Origin of the sequence: Micromonospora sp. NPDC049004 (assembly GCF_040649315.1) — a bacterium.
Taxonomy (GTDB): domain Bacteria; phylum Actinomycetota; class Actinomycetes; order Mycobacteriales; family Micromonosporaceae; genus Micromonospora.
In genome coordinates, this window is the sequence record NZ_JBEZFG010000002.1 from 387,697 (window position 1) to 410,998 (window position 23,302).

Genomic DNA, 23,302 nt, shown 5'->3' on the forward strand with positions numbered 1-23,302 from the left:
TCACACCTCCCTGGAGTCCGAGCCGGCGACGATGTTGGCCGGCTCCCGCTCGGCGACCACGCGCGTGATACGCGGGCTCGGTGGTACCTGTAGATCCATCGGCGGCAACGGGAAGCTCCCGTACGGCCGGTTGTCGACCTGTTCCTGCGTCGTCGGCGTCGGCTGCGGCTTCCGACTCGGCCAGAAGAGCGTGGCGATCAGCGCGATGCCGGCCGGAATGCCGACCGCGATCGCCTTGCCCTTCCAGTCCCAACCCTCGATGGAACGCAGGCCCGACAGGACCAGGATCCAGACCAGGTTGATCGGCAGCAGCACCTTCCAGCCGAAGCGCATGAACTGGTCGTAGCGCAGCCGAGGCAGCGTGCCACGCAGCCAGACGAAGACGAAGACCAGCGCGATCACCTTGCCGAAGAACCAGAGCATCGGCCACCAACCGGAGTTGGCGCCCTCCCACAGCGTGATCGGCCACGGCGCCCGCCAGCCGCCCAGGAACAGCGTGGTGGTGACCGCGGACATGGTCACCATGGCGACGTACTCGCTGAGCATGAAGAGCGCGAACTTCAGCGAGCTGTACTCCGTCATGAAGCCGGCGACCAGCTCCGACTCGGCCTCGGGCAGGTCGAAGGGCGCCCGGTTGGTCTCGCCGACGGTGGCGATGAAGAAGATGATGAAGCTGGGCAGCAGCAGGATCGCGTACCAGCCCGGCGCCGGGATCTCGTAGCCGCCGATGGTCAGTCGGGTGGCGTCACCCTGGGCGGCGACGATCCCGCTCGTGCTCATCGTGCCGGCCGTCATGAAGACGGCCACGATGGAGAGTCCCATGGCGACCTCGTACGAGATCATCTGGGCGCTCGACCGCAGGCCGCCGAGCAGCGGGTACGTCGAGCCGGAGGCCCACCCGCCCAGCACGATGCCGTAGACGCCCATCGAGGAGCAGGCCAGCAGCAGCAGCACCGCCACCGGCACGTCGGTGACCTGCAACGGCGTGTGGTGACCGGCGATGCTCACCATCGGGCCGAACGGCACCACCGACAGGGCGGTGACCGCGCAGATCACCGAGATCGTCGGGGCGAAGAAGTAGACGACCTTGTCGGCCGCCTTCGGCAGGATGTCCTCCTTGAAGGCCATCTTGAGGCCGTCGGCGAGGGTCTGCAGCAGGCCGAACGGGCCGACCTGGTTGGGGCCGGGCCGCACCTGCATGTAGCCCACGACCCGCCGCTCGAACCAGACACCGAGCAGGGTGGCCAGCAGACCGAAGGCGAACGCGAAGACGATCTTGCCAAGGACCAGCCACCACGGATCCCGACCGAAGTCGGCAAGCGTCGGGTCCTGGGCCAGGAGTGACGGTGTCACTGGTTACCCCCAGTGTTGAGCAGCGGACCCGGGAGACCGGCCTCGTCCGCCGCGACCCGCCCGGCCGGAACGGTAGCGCTCGGTGCGGGAACGGAGATCCGGACGACCGTGCCGGATGCCGCCCCGAGGCTGCGCCGCACTGTCGAACCGGGTGAGTTGGTCGGCAGCCAGACGACGCCGTCCGGCATCTCGGTCAGCTCCGCCGGCAGGGTCAGCGCCCCGCGGTCGGTGCCCACCGTGACCGCGTCCCCGTCGGCGACACCGAGTGCCTCGGCGGTGCCCTTGCCCAGCCGGACGACCGGCGGGCGGGCGGTGCCGGCGAGGTGCTCGTCGCCGTCGGTCAGGGTGCCGAGGTCGACCAGCTGGTGCCAGGTCGCCAGCACTGCCTCCCCGGCACGCGGGTGCGGCACCGTCCCCGGCGACACCGACGGTGCGGACGGCCGGGACGTGCGCGTGGCAGGCAGCGAGCCCAGCTCGCGACGCACACTCGGCACGTCGGCGGTGCCGAGCCGCACGTCGAGCAGGGCGGCCAGCGCGTCGAGCACCCGGCCGTCGGTCATCGCGGCCGTGTTCAGCACCGCCTCGAACGGACGCAGGCGACCCTCCCAGTCCAGGAAGCTGCCGGCCTTCTCGACCACCGGCGCCACCGGCAGCACCACGTCGGCCCGGCGGGTGACCGCGCTCGCGCGCAGTTCCAGGCTGACCAGGAACGGCACCGCGTCCAGAGCGGCTTCGGCCAGCCGCGGGTCGGCCAGGTCGGCCGGGTCGACACCGCCGACCACCAGCGCACCGAGCTGCCCGTTGGCCGCCGCCGCGAGGATGCCGTCGGTGTCCCGACCGGCCTGGCTCGGGATCACCCCGGCCGGGATGTCCCACGCCTCGCCCAGCTCGGCCCGCGCCGCCGGCTCGGTGACCAGTCGGCCACCGGGGAGCAGGTTGGGCAGGCAGCCGGCGTCGACAGCGCCGCGGTCACCCGCGCGCCGCGGCACCCAGGCCAGCTTCGCGCCGGTACGCCGGGCCACGTCGGCCGCGGCGGAGAGCCCGCCCGGCACGGTGGCCAGCCGCTCACCGACGATGAGGATCGCGCCCGGGGCGCTGAGCGCCTCGGTGACCGTGGCGTGCTCGGCGAGCACGCTGGCCTCCTCGCCCGGCACGACCCGGGCCAGCTTGGCGCCGAGCTTCTCCAGGCCGCGGGTGGCGAACGGCGCCAGCGCGTACACCGTCAGGGTCTTCTTGAGGTACGCCTTGCGCAGCCGCAGGAAGAGGATCGGGCACTCCTCCTCCGGCTCCAGGCCGACAAGCACCACCGCCGGCGCGTTCTCCACGTCGGTGTAGGTGACGTCGGTGACCCCGGCGACCGAGCTGGCCAGGAAGTCGGCCTCCTCGCGGGAGACCGGCCGGGCCCGGAAGTCGATGTCGTTGGTGTTCAGCGCGACGCGGGCGAACTTGGCGTACGCGTACGCGTCCTCGACGGTCAGCCGACCGCCGGTGAGCACCGCAGTGCCCTGGCCACCCTCGCGGGCCGCGTGCAGCCCCTCGGCGGCCCGGGTCAGCGCCTCACTCCAGGACGCCTCCCGCAGCTCACCGGTGTGCTCGTCGCGGACCAGCGGGTTGGTCAGGCGGTCGGCGGCGCGGGTGTACTGGAAACCCCAGCGGCCCTTGTCGCAGTTCCACTCCTCGTTCACCGCCGGCTCGTCACCGGCGAGCCGGCGCAGCACCTTGCCGCGCCGCCAGTCGGTGCGCTGCCCGCAGCCGGCCGAGCAGTGCTCGCAGACGCTCGGGCTGGACACCAGGTCGAACGGGCGGGCCCGGAACCGGTACTGCGCGCCGGTCAGTGCGCCCACCGGGCAGATCTGCACGGTGTTGCCGGAGAAGTAGGAGTTGAACGGCACGTCACCGGCGTCACCCTCCTCGCCGTACGCGTCGTCCCGGTAGATGTTGATCTCCTCGGCGGACGACCGGCCCATCAGGTCGATGAACTTGTCGCCGGCGATCTCCTCGGAGAACCGGGTGCAGCGCTGGCACAGCACGCACCGCTCGCGGTCCAGCAGCACCTGGCTGCTGATCGCCATCGGCTTCTCGTACTCCCGCTTGTGCTCGTGGAAGCGCGAGTCGGTGCGGCCGGTGGACATCGCCTGGTTCTGCAGGGGGCACTCGCCGCCCTTGTCACACATGGGGCAGTCCAGGGGGTGGTTGAGCAGGAGAAGCTCCATCACCCCCTCCTGCGCCTTCTTGGCGACCGGCGAGGTGAGCTGGGTGCGGACCACCATGCCGTCGGCGACGGTCTGGGTGCAGGAGGCGACCGGCTTGCGCTGCCCCTCCACCTCGACCAGGCACTGGCGGCACGCGCCGGCCGGGGCCAGCAGCGGGTGGTCGCAGAACCGGGGGATCTCGGTGCCCATCTGCTCGGCGGCCCGGATCAGCAGCGTCCCCTTCGGGGCGGTGACCTCGACGCCGTCGATGGTGAGCGTGACGGTTTCGGTCTGCTTGGCTACGTCGGTCATCAGTGCGCCCCTACCAGGGTCTTCTCCGACAGCTTGGGTGCGGTACGTCCCTCGATGTAGTCGAGGTAGTCCTGCTTGAAGTACTTCAGCGACGAGGTCACCGAGCTGGTCGCACCGTCACCGAGGCCGCAGAACGAGCGGCCGAGGATGTTGTCGCAGGTGTCCAGAAGGGTGTCCAGGTCCTCGTGGGTGCCCTGACCCGAGAGGATCCGCCGGTAGACCCGGACCATCCAGTAGTTGCCCTCGCGGCACGGGGTGCACTTGCCGCACGACTCGTGGTGGTAGAACTCCAGCCACCGGTACGTCGCGTAGACCGGGCAGTCCTGGTCGGAGAAGATCTGCGTGGCAGTGGTGCCGAGGATCGAGCCGGCCGCCGCCACGCCCTCGAAGTCCAGTGGCACGTCCAGGTGCTCGGCGGCGAGCAGCGGGGTGGACGAGCCGCCCGGGGTCCAGAACTTCAGGTTGTGACCGGGCTGCATGCCACCGGCCAGCTCCAGCAGTTCGCGCAGCGTGATGCCCATCGAGCACTCGTACTGGCCGGGGTTGTTGATGCGGCCGGAGAGCGAGTAGATCATCGGGCCGGAGGACTTCTCGGTGCCCATGGTCTTCCACCAGTCGGCGCCACCGAGCACGATCGGCGGCACGCTGGCGATGGTGCCGACGTTGTTGACCACCGTCGGGCTCGCGTACAGGCCGTGGGTGGCCGGGAACGGCGGGCGCAGCCGGGGCTGACCCCGGAACCCCTCCAGCGAGTCCAGCAGCGCCGTCTCCTCGCCGCAGATGTACGCCCCGGCGCCGGAGTGCACCACCAGCTCCAGGTCGTAGCCGCTGCGCAGGATGTTCCGGCCGAGGTAGCCCTTGTCGTACGCCTCCTGGACCGCGTTGCGCAGCCGGCGCGCGGCGTGCACCGCCTCGCCCCGGATGTAGATGTACGCGCGGCTGGCCCGGATCGCGTACGACGCGATGATCACGCCCTCGACCAGCGCGTGCGGGTCGTGGGTCATCAGCGGCAGGTCCTTGCAGGTGCCCGGCTCGCCCTCGTCGGCGTTGACCACCAGGTAGTGCGGCTTGCCGTCGCCCTGCGGGATGAAGCCCCACTTGAGGCCGGTGGGGAAGCCGGCGCCACCGCGACCGCGCAGACCGGAATCCTTGATCAGCTGGATCAGGTCGTCCGGGTGTGCCTTGAGCGCCTTGCGCAGCGCGGCGTAGCCGTCGAGCTGCTCGTACGTGCCGATCCGCCAGGCGTCCGGCGACAGCCAGCGCTTGGTCAGCACCGGCGTCAGCTTGGCCAGCGTCTCCGGGCGGGGAGTGGTCACTTCTGGGCCCCCGTTTCGCTCGCGTCCGCCGATCCGGCGCCGTCGGCGTCCGTCCCGGCCTTCGCTTCGGTGAGGTTGCGCTCCTGCGCCCCGGCTTCGTCGCCGGCGGGCTTGCCGTCGCCGGCCGGCGGGTTGGCCGCCGCGCCGGCGGCCTCGGCCGACCGTGCGTCGCCAGCTTCGGGCGCCGTGCCGGTGCCGTCCACCGGAACCTTGGTGCCAGGAGCGTCCGGCACGGCCGTGCCCGCGTCCGGCTGCCGGGTCTCGGCGGTACGCACCTGCGGCGACTTGTCGTCAGGTGCCTTGACGTCGGGTGCGGTGCTGCCGGTGGCGGCCTCCGGCTTCGCCGGCTCGGCGACCCCGGTCGGGGCGGACGCCCCGTCGCCACCCTTTACCGGTGCCGCGCTGGCCTCGGCGGGCGCCGGCTTGGCGGCCTCCGCCTTCGCCTTCGCCTCGGCGGCGGCCTTGTCGGCCTCGGCCTTGCTGCGGATCGGGGTGTTCGGGTCGAAGCCCGGCACCGAGACGTTGTGCTCCTGCGCCAGCCGCAGACCCTGCAGGGTCGGCTCGCCCGGCCCGCCGTCGGCTACCGCGCCGTCGCGCTCGTCGGCGAAACCGGCGAGCTGCACCGCCATCTCCTTGAGCGTGCAGAGCCGCGCCCCGCGCGTCGGCATCGGCCGGCCACCCGCGCGCAGCTCGTCGACCACGCCGACCGCCGTGGACGGGTCCACGCCGTCGAAGAAGTCGTAGTTGACGGTCATCACCGGGCCGTAGTCGCAGGCCGCCAGGCACTCGGCGTGCTCCAGCGTGATCGTGCCGTCCGCGGTCGTCTCGTCATGCCCGACACCCAGATGCTCGACGAGGGTGTCGTAGACCTCCTGGCCGCCCAGCACGTTGCACATCGTGTTGGTGCAGACGCTGACCAGGAAGTCACCGGTGGGCTTGCGCTTGTACATCGTGTAGAAGGTGGCCACCGCGCCGACCTGGGCCTTGTTCAGCCCGAGCACCTCGGCGCAGAACGTGACCCCGGCCGGGGACACGTACCCCTCCTGGGACTGGACCAGGTGCAGCAGCGGCAGCAGCGCCGAGCGGGACCGGTCCGCCGGATAGCGGGCGATGATCTCGCGTGCCCGCTCCCGCGTCTCTTCGGTGAAAACACTCATCGGTCACAACCACCCATCACGGGGTCCAGCGAGGCGCCGCCGGCGATCACGTCGGCGATGAGGCCACCCTCGGCCATCGCCGGGAGGGCCTGGAGGTTGACGAAGCTCGGCTCCCGGTAGTGCACCCGGTACGGCCGGGTGCCGCCGTCGGAGACCGCGTGCACGCCCAACTCGCCGCGGGGCGCCTCGATGGCGACGTACACCTGGCCGGGCGGAACCCGGAAACCCTCGGTCACCAGCTTGAAGTGGTGGATCAGCGACTCCATCGACTGACCCATGATCTTCGCGACGTGCTCCAGCGAGTTACCCATGCCGTCGACGCCGATGGCGAGCTGCGCGGGCCACGCGATCTTGCGGTCGGCGACCATCACCGGGCCCGGCCGCAGCCGGTCCAACGCCTGCTCGACCAGCTTCATCGACTCGCGGATCTCGGCGAGCCGCACCTGGTAGCGACCCCACACGTCGCCGTCGGGGTGGGTCGGCACGTCGAACTCGTACGTCTCGTAGCCGCAGTACGGCATGGTCTTGCGCAGGTCCCAGGCGAGCCCGGCCGAACGCAGCACCGGACCGGTGATGCCGAGCGCCACGCAGCCGGTCACGTCCAGCACCGCGACGTTCTTCGTCCGCTCGAGCCAGATGGGCTGACCGGAGAGCAGGTCCTCGTACTCCTTGAGCTTCTTCGGCATCATCTTCAGGAACTCGCGGATCTTGACGATCGCCTCGTCCGGCACGTCCTGCGCGACACCGCCCGGGCGGACGTACGCGTGGTTCATCCGCAGGCCGGTGATGGTCTCGAAGATGTCGAGGATGTACTCCCGCTCGCGGAAGCCGTACAGCATGATCGAGATCGCGCCCAGCTCCATGCCGGTGGTGGCCAGCCAGACCAGGTGCGACGAGATCCGGTTGAGCTCCATCATCAGCACGCGGATGGTGGTGGCCCGCTCGGTGATGTCGTCGGTGATGCCGAGCAGCTTCTCGACCGCGAGGGCGTAACCCGTCTCGTTGAAGATCGGGGCGAGGTAGTCCATCCGGGTCACGAACGTCGAACCCTGGACCCAGTTGCGGTATTCGAGGTTCTTCTCGATGCCCGTGTGCAGGTAGCCGACGACCGAGCGGGCCTCGCGGACCGTCTCGCCCTCCAGCTCCAGGATCAGTCGCAGCACCCCGTGCGTGGACGGGTGCTGCGGACCCATGTTGACCACGATCCGCTCGTCGTTGATCGGGTCGGTGCCCGAGACGACAGTGTCCCAGTCCCCACCGGTGACGGTGAAGACCCGGCCCTCGGTGGTCTCGCGTTCGGTCGCGTAGTTCGACGTGGTCACAGCACCGGCCTTCCGTTCGCGACTGGGTGGTCCCCTGCCCGCGACTGCGGGGCTCGCTCCGCTCGCTCCTCGCGCGGGCGGATGGGGCGCCGACCTGCTGCACTCCTCGCGCTCACTGGTACGACCTCCTGCGGTCCGGCGGCGGGATCTCGGCGCCCTTGTACTCGACAGGCACGCCACCGAGCGGGTAGTCCTTGCGCTGCGGGTGGCCCTCCCAGTCGTCCGGCATGAGGATCCGGGTCAGGTTGGGGTGGCCGTCGAAGACGATGCCGAACATGTCGTACGCCTCCCGCTCCTGCCAGTCCGCGGTCGGGTAGATGGCGGTGACGCTGGGCAGGTGCGGCGCTTCGACGGAGACCGCGGCCTCCAGCCGGATCCGACGCCGGTAGGTCATCGAGGTGAGCAGGTAGACCACGTGCAGCCGGCGCTCGTCGGCGCCGAGGTAGTCCACCCCGGACACCGAGGAGCACAGCTCGAAGCGCAACGCCAGGTCGTCCCGCAGCACCTGGCAGACCTCGGCGATCCGCTCCGGGCGGACGTGCAGGGTCAGCTCGCCCCGGTCGACGACCACCTTCTCGATCGCGTCGCCGAAGGCCGGGTACGCCTCTTCGAGAGCGTCGCGGACCTCGTCGAAGTAGCCCCCGTACGGGCGGGACGCCTCCTCGATGGGCTGGCGCTGGCGGACCAGGCCGCCGTAGCCGGACACGTCGCCCGTGCCCTGGTTGCCGAACATGCCGCGCCCCGCCGGGCTGGACGGCGGGTACTCGGCCGGGGCGGTGCCGCTGGCGCCGGCCGGGGTGACCGGCACCGGCACACCCCCGTCGTTGGTCCTGTCGTTCGGTGCGGTCACTGCGCCTGCCCTCCGTTCGCGCCTGCGGGGCTCCGCTTCGCTGCACTCCTCGCGCTCACTTGGGGCCCCGCTGCGCGTGAAGGTGGTTCTGGGCGTTCATCCAGTTCTCGATCCGCAACTGCTCCTCGCGCCCCTCGCGGACCGCCTGGGTCCACTCGGCACGCCGGGCCTTGTCGTTGCGGTACGAGGACGGCATGGAGCCGTACGGCACTACCGGAACGTCGCCGCGCTCCTGGCGGGCCGCCAGCATCTTGCGACCGTTCGGGCCCAGCGGCTCATACATGATCTTCTCGCGGAGCTTGAGGATCGCGTCGATGAGCATCTCCGGCCGGGGCGGGCAGCCGGGCAGGTACATGTCGACAGGCACGACGTGGTCGACGCCCTGGACGATCGCGTAGTTGTTGAACATGCCGCCGCTGCTGGCGCAGACGCCCATGGAGAGCACCCAGCGGGGCTCGGCCATCTGGTCGTAGATCTGGCGCAGCACCGGTGCCATCTTCTGGCTCACCCGGCCGGCCACGATCATCAGGTCGGCCTGCCGGGGCGAGGCCCGGAAGACCTCCATGCCCCAGCGACCCATGTCGTAGTGCGGACCACCGGCGGCCATCATCTCGATGGCGCAGCAGGCCAGGCCGAAGGTGGCGCCCCACACGGACGACTTCCGGGACCAGTTGACCAGCTTCTCCACCGAGGTGAGCAGGACGCCGGCGGGGAGCTTCTCCTCGATGCCCATCTGACGTTCCTTCCTCAGTCCCAGTCCAGGCCGCCGCGCCGCCACACATAGGCGTACGCGACGAAGACCGCGACGATGAACAGGACCATCTCCACGAAGCCGAAGATCGGCAGAGCGTCGAACGAGACCGCCCAGGGGTAGAGGAAGATGATCTCGATGTCGAAGACGATGAAGAGCATCGCCGTCAGGTAGAACTTGATCGGGAACCGGCCGCCGCCGACCGGCTGGGGGCTGGGCTCGATGCCGCACTCGTAAGCCTCGAGTTTGGCCTTGTTGTATCGACGTGGACCGGCGAAGCGGGCGGCGCCGACAGAGAACAGCGAGAACGCCGCGGCGAGGGCGAACAGCCCGATGATCGGTGCGTAAGGCGAGAGCGACATCGTTTTCTCCTGCTCGTCCTTCCCTGCCCTCGGTGCTTGACGAAAATCACACTATTCACGTCCCTCGCGGTGGCTGCCGGCGGGGGTCGATCTTTGTCGGCGTCGGGGCTGTGACCAGCACCGATGCCGTCCTACTTACACAGCTGGCGCGGCTTTCGTCATCGCGTTGATGACCCGGTCCATCGCGTCCCCACCACGGGGGTCGGTCAGATTGGCCAACAGCTTGAGCACGAAACGCATCAGCGTCGGGTGCGGCATGCCGTGTTTGGTGGCGATCCGCATGATCTCGGGGCGGCCGATCAGCTTCACGAAGATGCCGCCGAGCCGGTAGTAGCCGCCGAGGCGGGCCTTCAGCTCGTTCGGGTACGCCATCAGGGCCCGCTCGCGCTCCGGCCCGGCGGGACGCGCGAGGGCCTGCACCGCCACCTCCGCGGCCAGCTCGCCGGACTCCATGGCGTACGCGATGCCTTCGCCGTTGAAGGGGTTGACCATCCCGCCGGAGTCGCCGACGAGCAGGACGCCGCGGGTGTAGTGCGGCACCCGGTTGAAGCCCATCGGCAGCGCGGCGCCGAGGATCGGACCGTCGGCGTTCGCCTCGTCGGTCATGCCCCAGTCGGCGGGCGTGTTCGCCAGCCAGTCGGTGAGCAGCCGGCGGTAGTTGGTCTTGCCGAACGCGGACGACGAGTTGAGCACGCCGAGGCCGACGTTGACCCGACCGTCACCGAGGCCGAAGATCCAGCCGTACCCGGGCAGCAAATTGTCGCCGCTGTCCTTGCTGCGCAGCTCCAGCCACGACTCCAGGTAGTCGTCGTCGTGCTTGACCGGGGAGTGGTAGTAGCGGCGGACGGCCACGCCGATCGGCCGGTCCTCCCGCTTGGCAAGCCCCAGCGCGAGCGGGAACCGACCGGAGACCCCGTCGGCCGCCACGACCAGCGGGGCGTGGAAAGTGGCGGGCTCCTTGCCGGGCCCCACCTCCGCCTCGACGCCGGTCACCCGGCCGTCGCCGTCGAGCACCGGGCCCAGCACGTTGACGTTGGTCCGCAGTTTGGCGCCGGCCGCCACCGCCCGCTGGGCGAGCAGGTCGTCGAAGTCCAGTCGGGTGCGGACCAGGCCGTAGTTGGGGAAGCTGGCCAGCTCGGGCCAGTCCAGTTCCAGCCGTACGCCGCCGCCGATCACCCGCAGGCCCTTGTTGTGCAGCCAGCCGGCCTCGGGCGAGGTGTCCACGCCCATCCGGATGAGCTGGCGCACCGCGCGCGGGGTCAGCCCGTCGCCGCAGACCTTCTCCCGGGGGAACTCGGTCTTCTCCAACACCAACACCCGTACGCCGTGCCGGGCCAGGTGGTACGCAGTTGCCGATCCACCGGGACCGGCGCCAACGACGATGACGTCGGCGTCGTGTTCCACCGCGGTCATTCGCGCCTCCTCCCGCACGCTCGTGAAATGCTTCACAAGCCAGACGGGACGAGTGTATGACCGGCGTCATACCTGCGCAGGATCAGGGGTACCTAACTAGCCGATGTGACACTTGGCGACCGTCCACAGCAGGCGACTGTCAGGCCGATCGGGAGGCGTCCAGGCCCGCGTCGACCCGGATCGCCTCCGGCAGATGCTCTCGCAGGGCGCCGCCCGCCGCCCGGTCCAGCGCGGCCAGCACCTCGGCCACCACCTGCCGGACGTCCGCCGGATCCGCGCCGGCCAGCGCGCGCAACTGCGCGATGAGTTCGGCCGCGTCGTCGTCGGTGGCGGCCACCGGGTCCGCCGGCTCTGCTCCGGTCATGCCGACGAGCGTACGGGGCAAAGTGGACTAAAGTCGGATATTCCTGAAACGTGTGGCCGTCTCGTGTGCTATTGGCGGACGCCCCGGTGCAGCGCGACCACGCCGCCGGTCAGGTTGCGCCACGCCACCCGACCCCACCCGGCCGCCGCGACCCGCCCGGCCAGCGCGGCCTGGTCCGGCCAGGCCCGGACCGACTCGGCCAGGTAGACGTACGCCTCGGGGTTGCTCGACACCGCGCGGGCGACCACCGGCAGCGACCGCATCAGGTACGACAGGTAGACCGTCCGGAACGCCGGGTTGACCGGGGTGCTGAACTCGCACACCACCAGCCGTCCACCCGGCCGGGTGACCCGGGCCAGCTCGCGCAGGGCCGCGTCGGTGTCGTTGACGTTGCGCAGAGCGAAGGAGATGGTCACCGCGTCGAAGCTCGCGTCGGCGAACGGCAGTCGCAGCGCGTCCCCGGCCAGGAGCGGCACCTCGGGCCGGGCGCGCTTGCCCGCGTACAGCATGCCCAGCGACAGGTCGACCCCGACCGCGTACGCCCCGGACTGGGCCAGCTCGCGCGTCGAGACGCCGGTGCCCGCGCCCACGTCCAGCACCCGCTCGCCCGGCCGCAGCCCGAGCGCCGCCCGGGTGGCCCGACGCCAGGAGCGGTCCTGGCCCAGCGAGATCACGGTGTTGGTCAGGTCGTAACGCTCGGCCACACCGTCGAACATCGCGGCGACCTCGTGCGGCTGCTTGTCCAGACTGGCGCGCTGACCCTGCGGTGTACGGCTCACCCGCCCCACTCTGCCAGCCACGTTCAAGCCCTCGGCCGCTGGGTCCGCGTACCCCATGGCGACCGGAAGCGTCGACGCGGCGGACGACCGCGGCCCGGCATGCGTGAGGGCGGGGTGGTCGCCCACCCCGCCCTCGCGTCGTGCCTACGTCAGATCGTGCCCACGTCCGTCAGCTCGTGCCGACGTCAGTCGGTCGAGGTCTCGTCGCCGGGGGCGACCAGGACGACCTTGCGCCGGCGGGAGAGCACCAGCAGCGCCCCGCCCGCGAGCAGGATCAGACCGCCGATGCCGCCGATCAGGCCGGCCTGCACACCGGTCACCGGCAGCCCACCGCCACCGGAACCACCGCCACCGGTGGTCGGCGACGTGGTCGTGCCCGGCGTCGTCGTGCCACCCGGCGTCGGAGTCGCCGTCGGGGTGGCCGTCGGCGTCGGCGTGGCGGTCGGGGTCGGCTGCGCGCTCAGGTCGACGAAGACGTCGAACTGCGCGGTGTTGTCCACCTCGTCGGTCTCGGTGAACGCCCGGCGCTGCGCGCTGGAGGCCACCCGCGGCTGCTCCTCGGGGCTGCCCTCGGCGGCCTCCAGGCCGGCGGCCCAGACGAACCCGGGCCGGAGCACCGGCTCGGTGACGTCGGAGCCGACCTTCACCCGCACGTCGGCGGTGTAGAACTGCCCCGGCTTCAGCACCACGCCGGTGTCCTCGCAGTACGCGTTCGCGAACCCACCCAGCGGCTGCTCGACGCAGCCGTCCGGCAGCTCGGCGAAGGTGACGCCCGCCGGCAGGGTGATGCCGTACGCGACGCCGGTCGCCTTGCGGCTGCCGTCGTTGTAGACCGCCCAGTCGAGCGGAGCGGTCGCGCCGAGCTTGACCGGCTTGAGACCGGACTCGCCGGCCTCGTCGCCGTCCACCGTCACGTCGGCGTAGACGTCCTGCACCCAGGTGGTCAGGTCGTAACCGGGCTTGGCGACGGTGATGTCGTGCCGCACGGTGTTGTCACGCGGATTGGGGTCGGCGGTGGCCGAGCTGATGCTGACCACGAGCGTGCCGGCGTCACCGCGACCGCCAGTCGAGAAGATCGGGATGCCGAAGTCCTCGGTGGTGCCGGCCGCCAGATCGCCGAGCAGGCAGGTGAAGGTCGTGCCGGTGAGGTCGCACCCGACCGGGGTGAGCACGCCGACCTTGCGGTTCTTCAGGCCCTTCGTCTCCACGGTGACCCGGACGTCCTTGGCGTCGACAGTGCTGCGGGTGTTGTCGACCTGAAACTTGAACGGCTTCGCCTTGGCCGCCTTGACGCCCTGGGCCAGCTCGTAGCTGAGGGGCACCAGGGCCAGGTCGGCCTGGTCGGCGGCCTGCGCCGGGGCGGCAACGGTGGCCAGGCCACCGGCCGCGAGCAGTGCCACGACGCCGACACGAGCCAGCGTCGAGCGGTGGAAGGCTGTCATCAGTCCCCCGGGGTTAGGGAAGAAGAGAATGAATGGTTGTGAGACCGAGCGGACGTTATCGGAGGTCGATCTCACACGCCAGCGTGGCGGACGGTTTTCAACCGTCCGGACTGGACCCGACACACGGTACGGGCGGAATGGTCACCCATCCCGCCCGTACCGCCGTGCGTTATATGAACGACCCTCATGGGCCGATGGAGGACAAGCCCCTGACCAGCCCATCAGATCACCGTCGCCCGGGCGGTCGGGCCGATTCCAGCGATCCGTGCCACAACGGTGACGACGGATACGAGGCGGGACGGTAGCCCGTCGACGATCATCTCCACCACCCCCGCAGCGGGCAGCCTGACGATGCGGCGGCGGGGACCACCCGTACCGCCGTCGTGGCCGGGCAGGAGCATGACCCCCGGTCAGCCGAACGGTCGGGGCGGGATCGACCTCAGTTGACCTCGACCAGCGGCAGCGAACGGCCGGCGCCGCCGCCGGGCAGCGCGATCGAGGAGAAGTGCGAGACCACACGATCGTCGGTCGGGTCGTCGGCCGGCGTGTGGTGCACGGCGAGCCGGTTGTAGAGGGTGTCCCGCTGGGCCGGGATCCGGTCGGCGGAGCGGATCATGCCGATCAGCTCGTGCAGGTTGGAGCGGTGCCGGGCGCCGGCCGAGGAGATGACGTTCTCCTCCAGCATGATCGAGCCGAGGTCGTCCACGCCCATGTGCAGCGACAACTGCCCGACGTCCTTGCCGGTGGTCAGCCAGGACGCCTGCAGGTGCGGCACCGTCTCGAAGAAGAGCCGGGCCACCGCGACCAGGCGCAGGTACTCCAGCGTGGTCGCCTGGGTGCGGCCCTTGAGGTGGTTGTTCTCCGGCTGGTACGTCCACGGGATGAACGACCGGAACCCACGGGTGCGGTCCTGCACGTCGCGGATCATCCGCAGGTGCTCGATCCGCTCGGCGTGCGTCTCACCGGTGCCCATCATCATGGTCGCGGTCGACTCGACGCCCTGCCGGTGGGCCAGCTCCATGACCTCCAGCCAGCGCTCACCCGACTCCTTGAGCGGGGCGATGGCCCGGCGCGGGCGCTCGGGCAGCATCTCCGCACCGGCGCCGGCGATGGAGTCCAGGCCGGCGGCCTTGATCCGGGCGATGGCCTCGTCCAGGCTCACGCCGGAGACCTTGGCCATGTGCAGGATCTCGCTCGGCCCGATCGAGTGGATGACGAGCTGCGGGTACGCCTGCTTGACCGAGGAGAACAGCTCCTCGTAGTACTCGACGCCGTAGTCCGGGTGGTGGCCGCCCTGGAGCATCACCTGGGTCGCGCCCAGCTCGACCGCCTCGCCGCAGCGACGCAGGATCTCCTCGGTGGGGTGGGTCCACCCCTCGGCGTGCTTCGGCGCCCGGTAGAACGCACAGAACTTGCACGCCGTCACGCAGACGTTCGTGTAGTTGATGTTGCGATCGATCAGGTACGTGACGACGTTGTCCGGGTAGCGCCGCCGGCGCACCGCGTCCGCCGCCTCGCCCAACGCGTGGAAGGGCGCCTCGGTGTAGAGCAGCAGGGCCTCCTCGGGCGTGATCCGCCCGCCGTCCGCGCCACGCTGCAGGATGTCGTCGATCTCCCGGCTCACCGTCACGCCTCCGAGCCTACGCCCGCCCCGCGTCCTCTCCCGGACGGGTGCGGACTGCTGTGATGCGCTCCGCACACCCCGGGTTCGGTGGCCAGCGCGCGGCGCGGCCGTCCTGACTGCCCCGTCAGTGGGGCAGCTCGACAGGCTCTGCATCGACCGTGGACCGTCCGGCACCCCGCCCGGTCCGCGGGCCGATCGTCAGGCGTCGTAGTCGACCGTGAGCCTGTCGGTGGTCGGGCTGGACTGGCAGGTCAGCACGTAGCCGGCGGCCAGCTCGTCGGGCTCCAGGGCGTAGTTGCGGGCCATCGTGACCGCCCCGTCGACGACCTTCGCCTTGCAGGTCGAGCAGACACCACCCTTGCAGGCGTACGGCAGCTCGCCGCGCACCTTGAGCGCGGCGTCCAGCACCCGCTCCTCGCGGCCCATCGTGAAGCTCGACGACCGGCCGTCGAGCACGATGGTGACGTCCGTCCCGGTGCCCGGCTGGTCGGCGGGGCGGGCCACCGGCTCCGGTGGCGCGTCGACGTGGAACAGCTCGGTGTGCACCGCCGACTCCGGCAGCCCGCGCGCGGTCAGCACGTCGCGGGCGTCGACCACCATGCCGTACGGGCCGCAGAGGAACCACTCCTCGATGACCTCGCCCGGCACGATGGTGCCCAGCAGGCGCTCCAGCCGGTCGGCGTCGATCCGCCCGGACAGCAACGGCGACTCACCCTGCTCCCGGGACAGCACGTGCACCAGGTGCAGTCGGGTGGGGTAGCGGTCCTTCAGGTCGGCCAACTCCTCGGCGAACATGACCCGGTTGGCCGTGCGGTTGCCGTACACCAGGGTGAAGGTGCTGGCCGGCTCGACGGCCAGGGCCGTCCCGACGAGCGCGAGCACCGGGGTGATGCCCGAGCCGGCGACGACCGCGCCGTAGTGCCGCACCCGGTCCGCCGCGAACGCCGTGGTGAAGGTGCCCAGCGGCGTCATCACCTCGACGGTGTCGCCGCGGCGCAGCGCGCCGCAGGCGAACGCCGAGAACGCGCCGCCGGGAATCTCCCGCACCCCGATCCGCAGCCGGCCGTGCCGGGCCAGGTCGTCGGGGGTGGAGCAGATGGAGTACGACCGGCGCACGTCGTCGCCGTCGTCGGTCACCCGCCGCACGGTGAGGTGCTGACCGGCGCGGAACGCGAAAGCCTCCCGCAACTCCTCCGGTACGTCGAAGGTGACCGCTACCGAGTCGTCGGTGAGCCGGTCGACTGCGGCGACGGGCAGCGGGTGGAAGGCCGGCCGGCGGCGGACCGGGCGGGAGATGGTGACTGTCACAGCGCCTTCAGGTGGTCGAAGGGTTCGGAGCAGGAACGGCAGCGCCACAACGCCTTGCACGCGGTCGAGCCGAACCGGCTGACCTGCTCGGTCTCCGGCGAGCCGCAGAGTGGGCAGCGGACCGCGAGGGTCAACGCCACCACGCCCGGGGCGGGCACCGGCGACGGCGGGGCGATCCCGGCGGCGGCCAGCTTGGCCCGCCCGACATCGGAGATCCAGTCGGTGCTCCACGGTGGGCTGTAGACCGTCCGCACCTCGGCGTCCGGATAACCGGCAGTGGCCAGCGCGCGCCGGACGTCGGCCCGGATCACGTCCATGGCGGGGCAGCCCGTGTACGTCGGGGTGATGGTGACGGTGACCCGTCCACTGGCCCGGTCCTCCTCGACCGCACGCAGGATCCCCAACTCGTCGATGGTGATCACCCGGATCTCCGGGTCCACCACGCTCGCCGCCGCCAGTCGCGCGTCGGTCACCACTGCGCCCCGGGGTGCGCGCGGTGCAGCACCTGCATCTCGGCCAGCAGGTAGGACAGGTGCTCGGTGTGCACGCCCTTGCGCCCTCCCGTCGGCGCCCAGCCGCGCTCCGGGCGGGTGAGCGTCGCCTCGGCCAGCACCGGGCCGACGGTCTCGTCGAACGCCGCCCGCAGGCCCGCCGGGTCGACCGGCGCCGCCGGGTCCGCGGCGAACAGCTCGTGGGTGTACGGCCAGACGTGGTCGACGGCGTCCTGCATCCGGCGGTGCGACTCCTCGGTGCCGTCGCCGAGCCGCCTGACCCACAGCGCGCCGTGGTCCAGGTGGTACGCCGACTCCTTGCGCGCCTTCGCGCCGATGGCGGCCAGCCGCTCGTCCGGGCAGGACGCCAGCGCGGTGTAGAGCGGCAACTGGTACGCCGCGAGGAAGAACAGCTTCGCCATGGTCACCGCGAAGTCGCCGTTGGGCAGCTCGACCAGCAGTGCGTTGCGGAACTCGCGGTCGTCACGCAGGTACGCCAGCGCGTCCTCGTCCCGACCTGCCGCCTCCAGCTCACCCGCGTACGACAGCAGCAGGCGGGCCGCGCCGAGCTGGTCGAGGGCGATGTTGGCGAGCGCGATGTCCTCTTCCATCTCCGGCGCGCGGGTCGTCCACTCGGCCAGCCGCTGTGCGGCGATCAGCGCGTCGTCACCGAGGCCGAGAGCGAAGGCGAAGGGGCCGTTCACAGGTGCGCCACCCCGTCCGGCACCTCGTAGAACGTCGGGTGGCGGTAGACCTTGTCGGCTGCCGGGTCGAAGAAGGAGTCCTTCTCGTCCGGGCTGGACGCGGTGATCGCGCCCGCCGGCACCACCCAGATCGACACGCCCTCCTGTCGGCGAGTGTAGAGGTCGCGGGCGTTGCGCAGGGCCAGCTCGGCGTCCGGGGCGTGCAGGCTGCCGACGTGGGTGTGCGACAGGCCGCGCCGCGCCCGCACGAAGACCTCCCACAGAGGCGAGTGCTCGTTGCTCACGCGGCCACCTTCTCCCTCTTGTCGGCCCGCTTGGCGGCGTACGCCGCGGCGGCCTCGCGTACCCATGCGCCGTCGGCGTGGGCGGCCCGGCGGTGCGCCATCCGCTCCCGGTTGCACGGCCCGTTGCCCTTGATGACCTGCATCAGCTCGTCGTAGTCGGGCTGCGTGTAGTCGTACGCCTGCCGTTCCTCGTTCCAGCGCAGGCCGTCATCGGGGATACGCAGCCCGAGGATCTCCGCCTGCTGGACGCACATGTCGACGAAGCGCTGCCGCAGGTCGTCGTTGGAGAAGCGCTTGATCTTCCACGCCATCGACTGGGCGGAGTGGGTGGAGTCGCCGTCCGGCGGGCCGAACATGGCCAGCGACGGGTACCACCAGCGATCCACCGCGTCCTGGGCCATGGCCTGCTGGGCCGGGGTGCCGTGCGCCAGGGTGTGCAGGATCTCGTAGCCCTGGCGCTGGTGGAACGACTCCTCCTTGCAGACCCGGATCATCGCTCGCGCGTACGGGCCGTAGGAGCACCGGCACAGCGGCACCTGGTTGACGATCGCTGCGCCGTCCACCAGCCAGCCGATCGCGCCCACGTCAGCCCAGGTCAACGTGGGGTAGTTGAAGATCGAGCTGTACTTCTGCTTTCCGTCGAGCAGCAGCTGGACCAGTTCGTCGCGACTGATACCGAGGGTCTCGGCGGCGGCGTAGAGGTAGAGGCCGTGGCCCGCCTCGTCCTGCACCTTGGCCAGCAGGATCGCCTTGCGCTTGAGCGAGGGCGCCCGACTGATCCAGTTGCCCTCCGGCTGCATGCCGATGATCTCCGAGTGGGCGTGCTGGGCGATCTGCCGGATCAACGTCCGGCGGTACGCCTCGGGCATCCAGTCGCGCGGCTCGATCTTCTGCTCCGCGTCGACCACCTCGGTGAAGTACGCGGCCAGGTCCTCGTCCGGTGCGGGGCCGCCGCGGCGCTCGCGCGCGGCGGCGGCACGCAGCTCCGCCTCGGCGGCCTCGACCTCGCCGAGCAGGCCGGCGCCGGGCGCGTCGTCCGGCGCATCGCCAGGGGCGGAGAAGTCGTTGCCATACATGCGGACAAGTGTTACAGCTTGCGCCTCGATGCACCAGGGGGTGTAACAGGAAACCCGAATGACGTTCCGTCACCGATGGGCAGTTCCTGGCTACGGGTCGTGACCCCGGCCTGTATGACTTGGGTCACGGGGAGAAGATGAAACCCCTCAGAAGCCGCATACCAGCGGGATTTTCCACCGATTTCGCACGTTGCCTGGTGTCGAACTCTGGTGCCCGGCCTGTCCGGACGTAGACTTCTGCCGGTCACACGATCGGCTGCCCCCACGCCGTCTCCACAGAGGCCACCTCCCCCGGCCTTGGCGAACGCACCGGTCGCCCCGGACAACACAGCCGGTCCCCCCGGCCCTGACATCTGGAGCTCACCCAACTCATGCGATCTCGCGTGACCATGGTGTTCGCCGTCGTGGCAGTTCTTCTCGGTGGCGTCCTGCTGGTCCCCACCGCGTACGCCCGGCTCTCCACCGACGACAGCTCTGGCGGCGGCGGTGGCGGCGCCAGCGTCGCCGCGCCCAAGCCGACCCCGCCGCCACCGCCCACGCTGGCGGCTGGCCGGGTATCGGTGAGCTTCAAGGGCGATTTCTTCTCCTGGGCGTTGATGGACCGGCAGACCGGCAAGATCTCCGGGTCGTCGAACATGACCGCGACCAGCTCCACCGAGTCGATGATCAAGGCGTGGATCGTCTCGGACTATCTGCGCCAGCTCGGCCCCAAGAAGCAGCCAACCGCCGCGCTGAAAGAAGCGGCTCGGCTCGCCATCATCGACAGCAACGACACCGCGGCCAACAAGGTCCACGCCGCCGCGGGCGGGTCGTATGCGCGGTCGAAGAGCAGCATCCCCGACGCGGTGATCCAGCGGGCGATCAAGATCTGCGGACTGACCGACACCAAGCGCGGCAACGTGGAGCCCTACACGGGCTGGTGGAGCTTCACCCGCATGTCGCCCCGCGACGCGGTCCGGCTCGGCGACTGCATCGCCGACGGCAAGGCCGCCGGCCCGACGTGGACCAAGTGGGTGCTGGATCAGATGAGCAAGGTCCGGGGCAGCACCGCGAAGAAGGACCAGAAGTCGGAGTACGGCGGTGGCCGCTGGGGCATCATCGACGGTCTGCCGAAGTCGATCACCGCTCAGGGTCCGGTCAGCATCAAGAACGGGTGGACCCCGATCAGCTACGACGGCAACTGGCACGTCAACTGCCTCGCCGTCAACGACAAGTGGAGTCTCGCGGTGATGCTGCGCTACCCGATCAGGAGCGGCCTGGACTACGGCGCGCAGGTCTGCGCCAGCGTGGCCACCCAACTGGTCACCCCGCAGCCGGGTGCCGCGCTCAAGGTGCCGCAGCAGCCGGTCGGAAAGCTCTGATGGCCGGCAACCGGCGTGCCGACCGGCGCGGCGCGGGCGAGACCTCGCCGCTGCGCCTGATCGCTGTCGCGGTAATCCTCATCGGGCTGGTCCTGGTGTCGCTCCGCCTCCTGCCCGGGTCGCCGTTCGAGTCGGCAGCCGCCGCGAAGTGGGGTGACTCCGAGGCGACGACCAGCGACCGGTCCACCGGCGCGGCCACCGACCGCAGCGCCCGTCAGCCGGCCCCGCCGTCGCCGAGCCCCAGCGCCGCCCTGGAGCCGCTGCCGTTCCAGGCCAAGGACCTCAACCTCGACATTCAGGGCTGGTACTCCTGGAGCGTGCTCGACCGCCGGACCGGAAAGATCATCGGTTCGAAGAACATGGACGAGACCAGCACCACCGCCTCGATGATCAAATCCTGGATCGTCGCCGACTACCTGCGTCGCGCGGCCGACGCCGGCGAGACGCCGAGCGACGCGAAGCTCGCCGACGCCACCCGGATCATCCGGGACAGCGACAACACCCGGGCCGAACAGTTCTACAACTCGGTCGGCCGGGACGCCTCGATCAAGCGGCTGCTCTCCATGTGCAAGCTGACCGACAGCAGCGTCGCCCCCGACAAGGGGTGGTCCCGCACGGCCCTCTCCCCCCGCGACACCGCCCGCCTGGGCAACTGCATCGCCACCGGCACCGCCGCCGGTCCGAAGTGGACCAAGTGGCTGCTCAACGAGATGAAGCTCGTTCGCGGCGCCGGCGACTTCGGCATCCGCAAGGCGTTCCCGGCCGCCGAGCAGAAGCAGATCGCCATCAAGAACGGGTGGATCGACCGGACCAAAGAGCAGGAGATGCACATCAACTGCCTGGCCATCGGCGACACCTGGACGATGGGCGTGATGGTCAAGTACCCGATCGGCATGGGCTACGACTACGGCATGAAGAACTGCGAGAAGATCACCGAGGCGCTGCTGCGCCCCGGCACCTGATCAACTGCCGACCGCGGGCTGTCGGCTCGGCCCGGCGGTTGGCTCGGCCCGGCGGTCGGCTCGGCCCGGCGGTCGGCTCGGCCCGGCGGTCGGCTCGGCCCGGCGGTCGGCTCGGCCCGGCGGTCGGCTCGGCCCGGCGGTCGGCCTGGCCGGCGGTTCAGCGGGTCTCGGCAGGCTCGCGCCGGCTGCTCAGCCGGCGAAGAACTCCGGGCCACCCTCGGGCAGCGCCGGGACCTCGCCGAGCGCGGCGACCCGCCGGGCGAACTCGCGCAGCCCGGCGACCTGCCGCTCGCCGAGCGAGAAGTCCAGAGTCCGGAAGTACGTGGCCAGTGTCGCGGCGTCGAACGCCTCCCAACGCGCTGCCGCCTCGGCGACCTGGTCCAGCTCGGAGAGGCAGAGGTCGCGCGAGCGGAGGAACGCCTCGTGCACCTCCTTGACCAGGCCCGGGTGTGCGGCGGCGAAGTCGCGGCGGACCGCCCAGACGGCGAAGACCATCGGCAGCCCGCTCCAGTCCCGCCACGCCTGCCCGAGGTCGGTCACGGTGAGCCCCCGCAACGGCGCCTCGTAGTAGGCCCGGAGCGCCACGTCCCCGATCAGCACCCCGGCGTCGGCTTCCAGCAGCATCTGGGTCAGATCCGGAGGGCAGCGGAAGTAGTCGGGCCGCACGTCGTACCGCTCGGCGAGCAACAACTGCGCCAGCATGACCCCGGTCCGCGAGGTCGAGCCGAGTGCCACCCGGGCACCGTCCAGCTCGGCGAGGGGACGGGTGGAGACCATGTTGACCGAGAGCACCGGCCCGTCGCTGCCCACCGCGAGGTCCGGCAGGAGGAGCAGCTCGTCGGTGTGCTTCAGGTACTCCATCAGCGTGATGGGGCCGATGTCGAGGTCGCCGGCCACCAGCGCCGCGCTCAACCGGTCCGGCGAGTCCTTGTGCAGGTCCACGTCGAGGAGGGTGCCCGAGCGCATCAGCCCCCAGTAGATGGGCAGACAGTTCAGGAACTGGATGTGCCCGACCCGCGGGCGTGCGACGCGCTCAGCCATGACCCGACCGTATCCCCGGCCTCCGGCTCGGGCCCGGCGGGCCGGCCCGGAGTGGCCAACCCCGCATCCGTCCCACCCGGTCGCGGTCCCTCCGGTGCCGTCGTTCCCTCGCGCTCGGGGCCGGTCGACTGCGGAGGTACCGGTCCGGCCGACCGCTCACGCCCCGGCCTGCGTACCGCCCTGGCGACGACCGGCACGAACACCAGCACCACCAGGAGCCCCGCCGCGCCGGCCGCCGCGATCAACGGCCGGGGCGAAACGCGCGTGAGCAGCGCACCGCCGAGCAGATAACCGGCCATCGAACCGCCCTGCACGGCCGCGCCGAAACTGGCGTACGCGCGGGCGTGCATGGCCTCCGGCACCCGGCGAGCGATGAGAAGGTTGGCGAAGACGTTCTCCCCGGCGTTCGCCGCTCCCGCCACCAGCCAGAGCGGCACCAGCACACCCGCCGTCGGCACCAACGCCGCCAGCAGCACCATCAGGCTGCACCCGGCGAGCGCGATCAGCACCGCACGGACCAGCGCGCCGTCGTCGTCCAGCCGGCGCGCGAGCCGCGCCGCCAGCCAGCCACCGGGCAACATCCCGGCCATCCAGGCGGCACCCACGAGGCCGTACGTGGTGGCAGAGCCGTTCAGCGTCTCCCGGATGAAGAAGACCTCGATCACGTTGATGCCGCCGACCGCCGCGATCACCACTGCGGTGCTCGCCACCATGACGAGCATCAGCGGATCCAGCCGCAGTCGCCAGCCCTCCGCCGTACCACCCGCAGCAGGCAGCCCGGCCACCGATGGCCCGGCCGCGGTCGGTACGGCCCCAGCCGATCCGCCCGCGGTCGGAC

22 protein-coding genes are annotated in these 23,302 nt (G+C 70.9%); 2 read left to right on the forward strand and 20 right to left on the reverse strand.

The window, feature by feature from the left end:
- The 18 genes from nuoH to paaA form a co-directional block, all read right to left on the reverse strand.
- Nucleotides 1-1,353: an NADH-quinone oxidoreductase subunit NuoH gene (nuoH, locus tag AB0B97_RS06540; RefSeq protein ID WP_234584602.1), complete on the reverse strand. Its 1,353-nt coding sequence runs from the start codon at nucleotides 1,351-1,353 to the stop codon at nucleotides 1-3.
- On the reverse strand, nucleotides 1,350-3,857 hold the full coding sequence (locus tag AB0B97_RS06545; RefSeq protein ID WP_357491194.1) for an NADH-quinone oxidoreductase subunit G: 2,508 nt from the start codon (nucleotides 3,855-3,857) through the stop codon (nucleotides 1,350-1,352). Before AB0B97_RS06545 ends, nuoH begins: the two co-directional genes overlap by 4 nt.
- Complete coding sequence (nuoF, locus tag AB0B97_RS06550) at nucleotides 3,857-5,173, reverse strand: NADH-quinone oxidoreductase subunit NuoF (RefSeq protein WP_234584607.1); 1,317 nt, start codon at nucleotides 5,171-5,173, stop codon at nucleotides 3,857-3,859. The genes AB0B97_RS06545 and nuoF overlap by 1 nt, the downstream gene beginning before the upstream one ends.
- Nucleotides 5,170-6,330: an NADH-quinone oxidoreductase subunit NuoE gene (nuoE, locus tag AB0B97_RS06555; protein WP_357491196.1), complete on the reverse strand. Its 1,161-nt coding sequence runs from the start codon at nucleotides 6,328-6,330 to the stop codon at nucleotides 5,170-5,172. Before nuoE ends, nuoF begins: the two co-directional genes overlap by 4 nt.
- Nucleotides 6,327-7,652: an NADH-quinone oxidoreductase subunit D gene (locus AB0B97_RS06560; protein ID WP_234584613.1), complete on the reverse strand. Its 1,326-nt coding sequence runs from the start codon at nucleotides 7,650-7,652 to the stop codon at nucleotides 6,327-6,329. The genes nuoE and AB0B97_RS06560 overlap by 4 nt, the downstream gene beginning before the upstream one ends.
- A gap of 112 nt (nucleotides 7,653-7,764) precedes the next feature.
- Nucleotides 7,765-8,502, reverse strand: a complete 738-nt coding sequence (locus AB0B97_RS06565; protein WP_357491199.1) for an NADH-quinone oxidoreductase subunit C — start codon at nucleotides 8,500-8,502, stop codon at nucleotides 7,765-7,767.
- Between the two features lie 55 nt (nucleotides 8,503-8,557).
- Nucleotides 8,558-9,235 (reverse strand): NADH-quinone oxidoreductase subunit B, encoded by a 678-nt coding sequence (locus tag AB0B97_RS06570; protein WP_234584640.1) that lies wholly within the window; start codon nucleotides 9,233-9,235, stop codon nucleotides 8,558-8,560.
- Between the two features lie 14 nt (nucleotides 9,236-9,249).
- Nucleotides 9,250-9,615 (reverse strand): NADH-quinone oxidoreductase subunit A, encoded by a 366-nt coding sequence (locus AB0B97_RS06575; protein WP_007454588.1) that lies wholly within the window; start codon nucleotides 9,613-9,615, stop codon nucleotides 9,250-9,252.
- A 135-nt stretch (nucleotides 9,616-9,750) separates the two neighbouring features.
- Entirely contained in the window at nucleotides 9,751-11,028 is a 1,278-nt protein-coding gene (locus tag AB0B97_RS06580; RefSeq protein WP_234584654.1) for a geranylgeranyl reductase family protein, read from the reverse strand.
- Nucleotides 11,029-11,167: 139 nt separating this feature from the next.
- Nucleotides 11,168-11,392 (reverse strand): hypothetical protein, encoded by a 225-nt coding sequence (locus AB0B97_RS06585; protein WP_357491201.1) that lies wholly within the window; start codon nucleotides 11,390-11,392, stop codon nucleotides 11,168-11,170.
- 68 nt (nucleotides 11,393-11,460) lie between these two features.
- Entirely contained in the window at nucleotides 11,461-12,171 is a 711-nt protein-coding gene (locus tag AB0B97_RS06590; RefSeq protein WP_357491203.1) for a demethylmenaquinone methyltransferase, read from the reverse strand.
- Between the two features lie 185 nt (nucleotides 12,172-12,356).
- On the reverse strand, nucleotides 12,357-13,613 hold the full coding sequence (locus AB0B97_RS06595; RefSeq protein WP_357491205.1) for an LPXTG cell wall anchor domain-containing protein: 1,257 nt from the start codon (nucleotides 13,611-13,613) through the stop codon (nucleotides 12,357-12,359).
- Nucleotides 13,614-14,052: 439 nt separating this feature from the next.
- A complete protein-coding gene (mqnC, locus tag AB0B97_RS06600; protein ID WP_357491207.1) occupies nucleotides 14,053-15,243 on the reverse strand; it encodes a cyclic dehypoxanthinyl futalosine synthase in 1,191 nt (396 codons plus the stop codon).
- Nucleotides 15,244-15,435: 192 nt separating this feature from the next.
- On the reverse strand, nucleotides 15,436-16,545 hold the full coding sequence (paaE, locus tag AB0B97_RS06605; protein ID WP_357491209.1) for a 1,2-phenylacetyl-CoA epoxidase subunit PaaE: 1,110 nt from the start codon (nucleotides 16,543-16,545) through the stop codon (nucleotides 15,436-15,438).
- On the reverse strand, nucleotides 16,542-17,018 hold the full coding sequence (gene paaD, locus AB0B97_RS06610; RefSeq protein WP_357491211.1) for a 1,2-phenylacetyl-CoA epoxidase subunit PaaD: 477 nt from the start codon (nucleotides 17,016-17,018) through the stop codon (nucleotides 16,542-16,544). Before paaD ends, paaE begins: the two co-directional genes overlap by 4 nt.
- Nucleotides 17,015-17,740 carry a 1,2-phenylacetyl-CoA epoxidase subunit PaaC gene (paaC, locus tag AB0B97_RS06615; RefSeq protein WP_357491213.1) on the reverse strand — a complete coding sequence of 242 codons (726 nt, stop codon included), beginning with the start codon at nucleotides 17,738-17,740 and terminating at the stop codon, nucleotides 17,015-17,017. The genes paaD and paaC overlap by 4 nt, the downstream gene beginning before the upstream one ends.
- Nucleotides 17,737-18,024: a 1,2-phenylacetyl-CoA epoxidase subunit PaaB gene (paaB, locus tag AB0B97_RS06620; protein WP_234584771.1), complete on the reverse strand. Its 288-nt coding sequence runs from the start codon at nucleotides 18,022-18,024 to the stop codon at nucleotides 17,737-17,739. The genes paaC and paaB overlap by 4 nt, the downstream gene beginning before the upstream one ends.
- Nucleotides 18,021-19,100 carry a 1,2-phenylacetyl-CoA epoxidase subunit PaaA gene (paaA, locus tag AB0B97_RS06625; protein WP_357491215.1) on the reverse strand — a complete coding sequence of 360 codons (1,080 nt, stop codon included), beginning with the start codon at nucleotides 19,098-19,100 and terminating at the stop codon, nucleotides 18,021-18,023. Before paaA ends, paaB begins: the two co-directional genes overlap by 4 nt.
- A gap of 371 nt (nucleotides 19,101-19,471) precedes the next feature.
- Between paaA and AB0B97_RS06630 the strand changes: the two genes are divergently transcribed.
- A complete protein-coding gene (locus AB0B97_RS06630; protein WP_357491217.1) occupies nucleotides 19,472-20,461 on the forward strand; it encodes a hypothetical protein in 990 nt (329 codons plus the stop codon).
- The gene (locus AB0B97_RS06635) at nucleotides 20,461-21,423 is read left to right on the forward strand and encodes a hypothetical protein (RefSeq protein ID WP_357491219.1); all 963 of its coding nucleotides are present in this window, start codon (nucleotides 20,461-20,463) and stop codon (nucleotides 21,421-21,423) included. Before AB0B97_RS06630 ends, AB0B97_RS06635 begins: the two co-directional genes overlap by 1 nt.
- A 189-nt stretch (nucleotides 21,424-21,612) precedes the next feature.
- Here the strand turns inward: AB0B97_RS06635 and AB0B97_RS06640 are convergent, their stop codons facing one another.
- Nucleotides 21,613-22,464: a menaquinone biosynthesis protein gene (locus AB0B97_RS06640; protein WP_357491221.1), complete on the reverse strand. Its 852-nt coding sequence runs from the start codon at nucleotides 22,462-22,464 to the stop codon at nucleotides 21,613-21,615.
- Nucleotides 22,416-23,302, reverse strand: an 887-nt coding sequence (locus tag AB0B97_RS06645) for an MFS transporter (RefSeq protein ID WP_357491223.1), incomplete at its 5' end; no start/stop codon positions are given. The genes AB0B97_RS06640 and AB0B97_RS06645, both read right to left, overlap by 49 nt.

Excerpts from the sequence above, each read along its gene's own strand:
- AB0B97_RS06545 (WP_357491194.1), bottom strand. The coding sequence starts at position 3,857 with ATGACCGACGTAGCCAAGCAGACCGAAACCGTCACGCTCACCATCGAC.
- nuoE (WP_357491196.1), bottom strand. The coding sequence starts at position 6,330 with ATGAGTGTTTTCACCGAAGAGACGCGGGAGCGGGCACGCGAGATCATC.
- AB0B97_RS06570 (WP_234584640.1), bottom strand. The coding sequence starts at position 9,235 with ATGGGCATCGAGGAGAAGCTCCCCGCCGGCGTCCTGCTCACCTCGGTG.
- AB0B97_RS06575 (WP_007454588.1), bottom strand. The coding sequence starts at position 9,615 with ATGTCGCTCTCGCCTTACGCACCGATCATCGGGCTGTTCGCCCTCGCC.
- AB0B97_RS06580 (WP_234584654.1), bottom strand. The coding sequence starts at position 11,028 with ATGACCGCGGTGGAACACGACGCCGACGTCATCGTCGTTGGCGCCGGT.
- AB0B97_RS06585 (WP_357491201.1), bottom strand. The coding sequence starts at position 11,392 with ATGACCGGAGCAGAGCCGGCGGACCCGGTGGCCGCCACCGACGACGAC.
- AB0B97_RS06595 (WP_357491205.1), bottom strand. The coding sequence starts at position 13,613 with ATGACAGCCTTCCACCGCTCGACGCTGGCTCGTGTCGGCGTCGTGGCA.
- paaA (WP_357491215.1), bottom strand. The coding sequence starts at position 19,100 with ATGTATGGCAACGACTTCTCCGCCCCTGGCGATGCGCCGGACGACGCG.
- AB0B97_RS06630 (WP_357491217.1), top strand. The coding sequence starts at position 19,472 with ATGCGATCTCGCGTGACCATGGTGTTCGCCGTCGTGGCAGTTCTTCTC.
- AB0B97_RS06635 (WP_357491219.1), top strand. The coding sequence starts at position 20,461 with ATGGCCGGCAACCGGCGTGCCGACCGGCGCGGCGCGGGCGAGACCTCG.
- AB0B97_RS06640 (WP_357491221.1), bottom strand. The coding sequence starts at position 22,464 with ATGGCTGAGCGCGTCGCACGCCCGCGGGTCGGGCACATCCAGTTCCTG.